The sequence below is a fragment of the Pseudonocardia sp. EV170527-09 genome, assembly GCF_008369905.1.
GTDB lineage: Bacteria > Actinomycetota > Actinomycetes > Mycobacteriales > Pseudonocardiaceae > Pseudonocardia.
The window spans coordinates 1-9,503 of sequence record NZ_VRMC01000134.1 but is presented as its reverse complement, the minus strand read 5'-3'; the positions used below and the strand labels follow the sequence as shown (position 1 = coordinate 9,503).

At 70.4% G+C, this 9,503-nt stretch carries 9 protein-coding genes; 4 read left to right on the top strand and 5 right to left on the bottom strand.

Annotation, left to right across the window (positions count from 1 at the left end; translation table 11 throughout):
* The first annotated feature begins 228 nt into the window (after positions 1–228).
* A complete protein-coding gene (locus tag FVA95_RS26315; protein WP_149666528.1) occupies positions 229–1,038 on the top strand; it encodes a hypothetical protein in 810 nt (269 codons plus the stop codon).
* Between the two features lie 169 nt (positions 1,039–1,207).
* Here FVA95_RS26315 and mobF read toward each other — a convergent pair whose 3' ends face one another.
* From mobF to FVA95_RS26295, 4 genes are all read right to left on the bottom strand, one after another.
* Complete coding sequence (gene mobF / locus FVA95_RS26310; RefSeq protein ID WP_149666527.1) at positions 1,208–5,845, bottom strand: MobF family relaxase; 4,638 nt, start codon at positions 5,843–5,845, stop codon at positions 1,208–1,210.
* A gap of 32 nt (positions 5,846–5,877) precedes the next feature.
* On the bottom strand, positions 5,878–6,171 hold the full coding sequence (locus FVA95_RS26305) for a hypothetical protein (RefSeq protein WP_149666526.1): 294 nt from the start codon (positions 6,169–6,171) through the stop codon (positions 5,878–5,880).
* An 11-nt stretch (positions 6,172–6,182) separates the two neighbouring features.
* A complete protein-coding gene (locus FVA95_RS26300; RefSeq protein ID WP_149666525.1) occupies positions 6,183–6,434 on the bottom strand; it encodes a hypothetical protein in 252 nt (83 codons plus the stop codon).
* Positions 6,435–6,583: 149 nt separating this feature from the next.
* Positions 6,584–7,063 carry a hypothetical protein gene (locus FVA95_RS26295; RefSeq protein WP_149666524.1) on the bottom strand — a complete coding sequence of 160 codons (480 nt, stop codon included), beginning with the start codon at positions 7,061–7,063 and terminating at the stop codon, positions 6,584–6,586.
* A 212-nt stretch (positions 7,064–7,275) separates the two neighbouring features.
* Here FVA95_RS26295 and FVA95_RS26290 point away from each other — a divergent pair, with 212 nt between their 5' ends.
* Together FVA95_RS26290 and FVA95_RS26285 are read left to right on the top strand one after the other, a co-directional pair.
* Positions 7,276–7,575, top strand: coding sequence for a type II toxin-antitoxin system prevent-host-death family antitoxin (locus tag FVA95_RS26290; RefSeq protein WP_161992457.1), 300 nt, complete (start codon positions 7,276–7,278; stop codon positions 7,573–7,575).
* A 3-nt stretch (positions 7,576–7,578) separates the two neighbouring features.
* Positions 7,579–7,863: a type II toxin-antitoxin system RelE/ParE family toxin gene (locus tag FVA95_RS26285; RefSeq protein ID WP_149666522.1), complete on the top strand. Its 285-nt coding sequence runs from the start codon at positions 7,579–7,581 to the stop codon at positions 7,861–7,863.
* 451 nt (positions 7,864–8,314) lie between these two features.
* Here the strand turns inward: FVA95_RS26285 and FVA95_RS26280 are convergent, their stop codons facing one another.
* A complete protein-coding gene (locus FVA95_RS26280; RefSeq protein ID WP_149666521.1) occupies positions 8,315–8,713 on the bottom strand; it encodes a hypothetical protein in 399 nt (132 codons plus the stop codon).
* Positions 8,714–9,202: 489 nt separating this feature from the next.
* Between FVA95_RS26280 and FVA95_RS26275 the strand changes: the two genes are divergently transcribed.
* Complete coding sequence (locus FVA95_RS26275; RefSeq protein WP_161992396.1) at positions 9,203–9,496, top strand: transposase; 294 nt, start codon at positions 9,203–9,205, stop codon at positions 9,494–9,496.
* Positions 9,497–9,503: the final 7 nt, after the last annotated feature.

The window sequence follows — 9,503 nt, the reverse complement described above, 5'->3', positions numbered from 1 at the left end:
CAGCAACGACTGAACACCCGACAAGGGGGTCAGTCCCAATCCGTCGTTACGGGGTTACTCCCAACCCGCCGTTGACAACATCAGCTCTGGTGTGGGGGTCCACGCCCGCTCTGAGCCGGTGGGCGGCCCCCACCGCCGCGGACAGGTAATACGGGGCTGTGCCGACAACTCTTGCTTTAGGCTGGACCAGCCGCTACTTACACTTGCAGCGACATCGGAGCCCGCGGCGTGGTGGAGGAGGCTGGGATGATTCGTGGTCGTTTTGGCGATACGCATGTCGCCCCGGCGCCGCTCTTCGACGTCGGTGATCCCCTGGCTGCTCCACCGTTCGACGCGCACGAGGTGCAGTTCCGCATGCCGTTGTCGCTGTCGGCGCTGCTGGACGGCATGGCCACAGCGGGCTTGGACGAGGACGTCGCGGCGTGGGGGACGACCTACACGCAGCTGGTGCAGGAGCAGGTTCTGCGTCGGGTCCAGGAGGCGTGTGGCTACGCAGCAGATCCAGCGGCCCCCGACGTCGGCCTGCCGGCACGACTAGAGCTGGCCGCGGTGGTGGAGGCTGCGGTGCCGGGGATCGACGCCGCGCGGTGGCACTGTCACGTCTACATCGGGTCGACAGCGTGCGTGCTGGCCACGGGGGAGCGGTTCCCGGTCTACGTTCCGAAGATCCAGCGGGGTGTGTTCGGCCTTGCTGACGGGTTCCACACCCGGGACGTGCGAGAGCTCGCGGAGCGCGAGTTCGGCGTGACATGGGGTCGTCCTCGTCCGAGCGCCAAGCTGGACGAGATCGTGGATCCGCCGTGGCACGAGCACGTCGATCCTTCGGCTGTCCGTGGTGTGTGTCCCGGGCCGTGGGATGTCCAGGGTGTGCGGGTTGTGGCCGACGAGGAGAGCCTGCGTGTTGCTGCGGAGCAGGAGCTGTTTCTGCGCGCGGAGCTGGAGCGGCGGGAGTCCGAGCCCGAGCCGTCGCCGCCGACGCTGATGGAGCGCTACGCCGAGTTGCTCGGTGATGCGGCGGTTTCACCGCGGTCGCGCTGACCGGAGTCCGTCTGCGCGGCAACCGCCGCCGCTGTTCCACCGTGTCCGGGAAGTATCCACCGGGCAGGCTGCCGGGGTGGGGTGTTCTGGGACACCCCCGTGGGGGAGCCTCCGCGCTCTTGTGCGGAGGCTCCTGGCTTCTCGTCAGGCCGCCGGGAGGATCGCCGGGTTAGTCGTCGTAGCCGTAGTCGGTGTCGTAGGGGTCGTAGTCAGCGCCGTACTCATGGCCCTGGTCGTGGCTCTGTTCAGCCTGGCCACTCCGGTGCTGGTGGCGTTCGTTCTCGATGGCGAGCTGGTCGCGGTGGGCCCGTTCGGCATAGCCGCTATCGGGGTCGCGGTCCTGGTGGTGCTGGTCGTTCTGGACACGGGCCTGCTCGTGCAGCTCTCGGAGCTGCGACTCGCGGGTCACGCGGCGTAGATCATCCACTGCGTCGCGTGCCGCACTCGGGTCGCGCTCGCCGATGTGGCGGGCGCCGTTGTCGGCGGAGGGTTCCTCCTTGGTTGACTCGGGTGTCGCGCTCGCGCGCGGCTCCTGCACGTCCGGTTCGACCGCAGGAGAATCACCGCGGTACCTGAGGTCCGGGGCCGGCGCCGACTCCGAGTTCGCGCCCGGGCCCTCATGCTCGGCACTCGACTGCGTGACGGCTGGGCTGCTCTCGGGCTCTGCGGCCCCGGTGGGCTCCGGGCCGTCGGTGGGCAGGGTGAGCTGTTCCCCGGCCGCCGGTGTCGGGGTGTCGCGCCAGGCGGGGAGCTGGCGTCGTTCCAGTTCCCTGGCCGCGGCCTGGTCGGCCTCGCGCAGCGGGGTAACCTCGTCCCACCACCGCTGCCGAGCCTCGTACTCCTCGGCCATGTCCGCCGCTTGACCGTTGTAGGTCTGGGCGAGGGCGCGATAGCGGTCGGCGGCCGCGACCAGCTCGTCCCGGCCGGGACCCTCGGCTGTCACGTCGGCCCTGGCGGCGGTGAGCACAGCGTCGTCGCTGATCTCGGTGGCCAGCCGCTGGGTGGCCGCCAGGTCCTCACCGCCGGCGCGGGGCCCGTACTCGTCGGCGTGGTACAGCGCGAGCGCCCAGGTCTCGCGGGCTTGGTAGAGGTCGCTGTCGGTCTTGTGCTGCCAGGCCAGAGCGGTCGGGTCGGGGTCCAGAGCTTCGGTGGCTTCGCGCCACAACGCATAGGCGAAGGGCTGCTGGGTCGGTGGCGCCTGCCCGAGGGAGGACTGGTGCTCGGGGATGCCTCGGTACTCCCGATATGCCGCGACGACTCCGGCGCGGTGCTCCCATTCGGGGCGGGCGTTGGTGTCGTCGGGGTCGGGGACGGCGGGGAGCCGGTCGATTGCCCACTGGGGTGGGTCGAGAGCGATCTCGGTTCCGAGGGTGCGCTGTCGGTCGGCGGCCAGTTCCCCGAGCTGGTGGAGGTAGTCGCGGACGGGGCCGGGGGCCAGGGTGTCGGCGACCGCGGTCCAGTCGTGCTCCGGCTCGTTGGTCTCGTTCTCCGGTTCGCGGTCTGCAGTGATCTCACCGACGCGCCAGTGCAGGACCTTCGCGATGGACTCGGCGTCGTCGAACCCGCGCCGCGCCACGGCCTCGGTGAGCAGTGCGCGCGGATCGTGCCCGTCGAGCTCGGCGCCGTAGACCACGGCCAGCATGCGTCCGTAGGCGTCCTCGCCCTGCAGTCGTTCCATCTGCTCTGCGGTGAGCAGCTCCGTGAGGATCTCGGCGTTGCGGCCGCCGGATGCTCGCATGCTGACTTGGTTGATCAGGGCGCCGAGAGTCGCGAACGAGGCAGTGTCGTGTTCGGCGACTTCGCGAACGGTCAGCGCCGCTTCTGCGACGTCGCTGCGCGCGAGGATGTCGGTGAGTCGTTGTGCGGGGGTGTCCTCGATGCGTCGCTGGTCGTGCCCGTCCGGGGCCTGCTCGGTGACCAGGTAGAGCAGGTTGTTCTCCCGCCCGCGGCTGATCGGCACATACACCGACTCGCGGGTCGCGTCACGGTCGAGCAACCCGCGCCCGACATCGACGGTCACGCCTTGGGCCGCGTAGGCGGTGACGGCGTAGCCGAGGATGACGTGCTTCTCGACGTACTCGGATGTCAGGTGTGCGACCGCGCCGCGCTGGTCTCGGGCCAGGATCGCGCCGTCGCGGCTGAGGCCGATCACGGTGTAGCGCTCCTTGTTCAGGACCTCACCAACAGTCCCATCCGGCGCCTGATCGACACGCAGTCGCCGGTCGTTGCGTGTCGCCTGGATCAGGTCCCCGACCCCGATATCGTTCTGCACGCCAGCAACGGTCACCGTGACAAGAGCTTCGGGAGACACGCGCCCAAGGCCGACCAGGGTCTGGCGGACCTGCTGTGACATCTCCGCCGCTGTCCGGTTGGTGCCGACGATGAGCAGGGCATCCTTGCCATCGAGCACGTCTGCCATGTGTCCGCGCACGGCGTGCTCGCTCATCTCCTCCACCGTGCCCGTGCGCAGCCGTCCCCGGTCGGCGTAGGCGGCGACGTCGGCGACGTCGCCCACTCGCAGCTGCAGCGACGCCTCGGCCTCCCAGGCGTGGCGGAACCGGTGCACCGTGTCCAGCGCGAGGGCGTTCTCCTGCGCTGCGAGATGGGCGAACATGCCGCCCGCGCCGACCGGCTGAAGCTGGTGGTGATCGCCGACCAGCAGCACCTTGGCCCCGGCGGCCGCGGCAGCGTCACTGATCTCGACCAGCTCGGCGGTCGTACTCATGCCGGCCTCGTCGACGACCACCAGGTCCCCGGGGAGCAGTCGATCCGCTACCTCGCCGGTGGTGGGGTCGGGCAGGAACCGCTTCCGCCACTGCGCGGTGTTCATCCCCTCCAGCCCAAGCTCGGCCAGGTTACGCGCGGCCATCTCCGCGGTCGCCAAGCCCAGCACCCGGCCACCGTGCTCACCCGCCCACACGCCCGACAAGGCCCCAACGGTGTGCGACTTCCCGGTGCCCGCCGGCCCGACCAGCACGTCCACTGTCCGCCCAGACCCCAGCACCCCAGCCACCACCGCAGCCTGGTCAGCAAACAGCTTCCGGGACCCGGGAGCCGTTCCGAGCACGACGAGTCGCTCCACCGGCAGCGGGATGAGGCTGTCGGTGCGGCTGTAGCCCAGCAGCCGCACCTCGGCAGTCACCGCCGCGGTCGTCGCGTAGCGCTCATCGATATGGGCACGGAACATCGACCGGCCGTCACCACCTGCACCCAGGCGTCGCAACTCGTCGGGCACCGGCACCGGGTCGGACGCAGAAACCTGCACGATCCCGAACCGCCCGGGCGCGGCCAGAACCGCCCCGCTGAGGGTGGCCATGAACGCCGGCCGAGCGGCCGCCGCAACCCCGAGCGCGGCCGCGTGGTCACCGAGGTGGTCATCAATGGCCGCCGTCAGGTTCCCAACCGTCCACGTCGCATACCTGCTCTGGACATCGGCCACTCCGGCCTCGATGGCGTTGGCCACTGTCCCCGCGAGCGTGGCCGCACCCTCACCGCCAGGCATGTTCTGACCGGACACCGCCCGGCCAGCCCCGATGACAGCCAGAACCTCCAGGGCCGCCCGACGGCCGTCAGTGACCTGCACCTGGCCGTCATGTCCGGCCACCGGGTGGGTGCCGTTGGCCGCCGCGGCCATCACCACCTCGTCGACCGCGTCCAGCGCGGCCGCGAGCCTGGCCGCCCGCCCCGGCTGCCCGGTCGTCCACGCCAGCACCGCGGCAGGACCGGCCAGACCCCGCTTCGGCTCACGGGTGCCCTTGACCGCCTGTTCCACCAACGCCCGCCGCGCGCGCGGCCCCGGCGTCCTCCCATGGCGGGCTGTGTAGGCCTCCACCAGCTCCGCGACCGCCGGGCGAACCCGCTCCAGAGTGCGGGTGCTCGCCTGCGCCAGCAGCTCTGGGTCGAACCCGGCGATCTCCCGAGCCACCCCGTCAGGCCGCAGCTGGAACAACACACCCAGCTCCTCGGTCAGCAGCTGCTGATAGGCCCGCGTATAGGCCGCCGACAGCGCCTCCTTGACCGGCCGGAACGCCTGCCCATCCAGGGCCAACACACGCCCATCCGCGGTCGCAGCACGATTCAGCACCCCCGCGTGCGAGTGCAGCTGCGGCTCCCCGTCACGGTTGGTGTGATGCCCGTAGACCACTGCGGCCAGGCCCGTGGCCGCCTCCCACTGACCCACTGTCCGCCCCGACGGGCCACGCCCCTCGTGACGGCCAGAGCGGACATACGCCACATCCGACTGCACCGACGACAAAGCGATCCGCACCGCCTCGTCATGCGCCCAACGGACCGTCTCCGCGCCGTCGTTGTCGCCGGCGGCGAGCAACGCCGTGTAGTACACCGACACCGACTTCACCGGCGAGAACGTCACGTCGTAGTACGCCGTCGGAGTACGGGTGTTGCGGTTCGCCGACGTCTCGATCTCGAAGCGCCGCTCCGCCGACGCGTTCGGTTCTTCCTTGAGCGCGTCGGCCACGATCTGCGCCGCCGTGCGGAACTTCCGCGGCTTCGAACCGAGGTAGACCGGGGTCTTCTCAGTCGACCCCGCGAGCACATGCTCGGGATAACGCAGCTGCCCGAACACCGCCCGAACGTCATCCGCTGCAGCCGTGTCGCCGGCCTCGAACGGCAGCCCGAGAGCCTCGATCCCGGCGCCGAACCAGACACCGTCGGGCTCGCCGCGCTCGGCCGCAGAGGTCAAGTAATCGGCCGCGCCGGGGGTGCGCTGATCCTCGGTCTTCACGGGCCTCGTGAGATACTCGTCGGCGAGCGAAGCTGAAGGCTCGCGGGGACAGGTCGCAGTCATCCGGCCCAGGACCCGGGCGCACCCGGCGGGGGTCACGGTGCCGGAACGGCGGACGCGGTGGTGTCCACGCAGAGCCCCTTCTCGACTGCCCCGCTCGACCGGTGCCGGACCGCCACGTGCCCGACGCGCACAACCTCGGACCACACCTCGAACCGCCACGGGACCGGATCCGGGCCTTGGTCGGCCACAGCGACCACCACCGGAGGAGCCCCTGTCCCCTTCCGCCTCCACCGGGAGCTGACCTTGACCAGTAGGTCCCCGATCTCGTCGAGTGTCAGATCGGGGAGGCTCTGCCCGACAAAGGAGTCGAGCCACTCCTGCGGCATCTCGCACACGGTCACGTCAGCCTCGGGGCGTCAGGTCGGCCCCGGTCGGCCCCGGTCGTCGCATCGACCAGCGTCGCCGGCAGCGGGCCTCGGGCGGCCGGGTCCGCGGCCGCCGGGACGTCCTGATCCCGCGCGCTGAACAGCGGTACCCACCGGGTCTGGTACTGCACCGCGTGCTCGCCGTGGCCGTCCGAACGGTGCCAGGTGGACACGGAGACGACCAGCGACGCACAAGAAGCGCACTCTCCGATCGCAGCGGACATGCGCTCCCCCTGGCGGAGCGGGGACGCCAGGTGACCCCACTCCACAGGGGTCAGATTCAGCCGGGAGTCCTCCGGCGGAACCTCTACGGGGCCAGCCCCGACAAGACCGTGAACGTGGGCGGCAGGGTGGTCACAGGTGCGTGCGTCAGTCATCGAGCCCTCCCGGACGTTGTGGCAACCGGGGCCTCCTGGCCCCATCGTTCATGTGCGGACTGACGGCTCATCCGAGCGGCCTTCCCGATGACGGTCCAGGAAGCGCCCGCCGCACGAGCGGCGGCCACCGCTTCGTCGAGCGCCTCGCGCGCGTCGGCGAGCTGCTGGGTGGCGTCGTGCACGGCCAGCGCGGGAAGTGCGGAGTGCAGGTGCTCCAACCACTCCCCGCAGGCCCCTTGGCCCGTCTCGAACCCGTCCACCTCGTTCGGGGCGATGCTCGACGAACCGGGGAACTCCGCACGCGGCCAGAACTGCACGCCGCGCCACCCGCACTCACACACCGCGCGCCAGCCGGTCACCCGGCTCTGGATCGCCTCGGTGTGCACGCTGGTCTCGGTGCCGTCGTCGAGCACTGCGGCTGGATAGCCCTCGTGGTCGTAGGCCGGGTCATACCCGGTGTCGTGCGTCCAACCCATACCGTCAGGATACCTTGACGCCGGTTATTTGTCAGGCGTTCCTGACGCTAGTTTTTGCAAGCAACTTGCTAGCGTCCGATCGGCCCTCGATCGAACATAAGACTCAATATCGGCGCGGCTGAACTGGGGAAACACGACCCGTACGGATTATCAGGCCAGCAAGCACCCGAAATGCCCGTTTATCCGTCCGCTCGCGGATGATCATCCACTCGGTGCGCCTCGACAAGAGTACGTACAAGTTGTACATTTTGAACATGAGTACCGCGGAGATGTCCTCGACCGATGCGCGGAACCACTTCGCTGATGTTGTGGGCCGCGCCCAGCATGGCGGTGTCACGACCGCGATCACCAGCCACGGCAAGCGTGTCGCCGCGGTCGTCCCAGCCGAGGTCCTCGACCTGCTCGACGAGCTGGAAGACCGGGGGCTGTCGCGTATGGCCCGTGAGGCGAAGGCCGAGGCCGGCGAGCCCGTCGATCACGCTGCCCTGCTCGCCGAGTTCGACCAGCGCTGACACGTGCCAGACTCTCCCCACTGGCACATCACCTGGGCGGCCCCGGCGAGCAAGGCGCTGCGCAAGCTCGACCCGCAGGTGGCCCGCCGCATCTTGGCCGCGGTGAGTACGCTCGCCGACGAGCCGCGACCGGCGCCACCGACCGGTAAGCCCCTCAAGGGTGAGCCCGGATCCTGGCGTCTCAAGGTCGGTGACTGGCGCGTGGTCTACGAACCGCAGGACGACCAACTCGTCGTCCTGGTCCTCACCCTCGGGCACCGACGGGAGATCTACGACCGCTTGACCTGATCGGAGGTCAGGTCCGCCGTCCTCAGGCAGACCCGGCCTCCGAACCAGGGGTCAGTGACCGCACTTGATGCACACCCACCGGTTGTCCTGTTTCATCTTGTAGCAGCCATCGGCGCACACGGGCGCTCACCTCCTCGCCGCTGCTCGAACCGGCCGCGGGATCGGGTGGTGGTTGTTCGGCCCGTCCCGTGGGTGGCGGGCGCTTCGCCCCGCCACCGCACGAGCGCCGGGCGCGGCCGCGGAGGCTCGCGGTCAAGGGCCGGCCGCAGGCCGGTCGCCGAAGGCGACGCGGAGCGCCAGCGCAGCGCCCTTGATCGGGAGTGCGGCCGTGCTTAGCTCAGGGCCGGACAACCGCCCCGCCGCAGGCGGGTCCACTGAGGGGTTTCCCTGGGCCCGCGCGGCCCTGAGCGCACACGTGCACACACGCACAACCGCACAACGGCGGCGGGGATCACGCGGCCGCCCCACGTGCCCGCCGAGCCATGGCGAACAGCTCGCGGGCCTGCTGACGACCGGCGGCGCTGGCGATCCTGCCGCGGGACTCCTGGCCGGGCTCGTCGAGCTGCTCGGCCAGGCGCGCCGCCCGCCGACGGCGCTCGTCAGGGTCGACAGCCTGGACGGCGGCCGGTAGCTCGCCCTCCCGGCCGGTCCATGCGGCGAGCCGGTGCCCGATGACTGCCAGGGGGTCACGGGCTCCCCTGATGGCATCCCCGCGGGTCTCCCCGGGCCGGTCCGGGTGGTGGTCGATCGCGTACAGCACCCCGGCTACCGACCACCCGGCCCGCCACCAGCGCGCCAGCATCGCCGCCGCCTTCCACGACGGGACGCGGCGGACCCCCGCCCGGTCCAAGACGGTCTGCGTCGCGGCCGCCCGCTCCCGCCCGTCCCTGGCCCGGTCCCGTCCCGGCCAGGCCGGACGTTTCGGTGAAGCGCGCTTCGCGCCCTCGCGCACAAGGGTTTGAGTACTTACGCAAGATGCGGGGGGGGTGCCAATTTCCTCCACACGCTGGTCATCAGCTACCCGGCGGGGCCGCGGGATCGGCATCCCAGACGGGCTCACGAACACGTACGCCGGTGCCCGGTGGCTCGCCGTTCCGAGGAACCGGGCCGTGGCGCCTTTCTCGACGCACACGAGCAGCCCGGCGCGGCTCGCCCATGCGATGACCCGGCTGACCGTGCGTGGGCTCGCTCCGGCCCGCTGAGCGGCCTTCTCGCGGGTCGCTCCGGTGACCAGGCCGGTACGCTAATCCATCGCTTCGACGAGCGTCCGGTGAGCTTGACCCCTGACGCCGGACACGTCACCTGAGGTGGACCCGGTCCACCAGGGAGGATGTTGTTCGTGCCTGCACCTCACCCGCCCGAGTTCCGGCGCCGCGCCGTGGACCTTGCTCGTGCTGGCGACAAGCCGGTGTCTGCGATCGCGAAGGAACTGTCGATATCGGAGTCGTGTTTGCGGAGCTGGATGGCCCAGGCCGCCGCCGACGACACCGGCGGCTCCGATTCACGGCTGAGTAGCGCCGAGAAACGCGAATTGACCGGGCTCCGTAAGGAGAAGCGTCGCCTTGAGGTGGAGAACGAGATTCTCAAGCGGGCGGCCGCGTATTTCGCCCGGGAGAACGTTCTCCCAAAGTAGTTTTCCC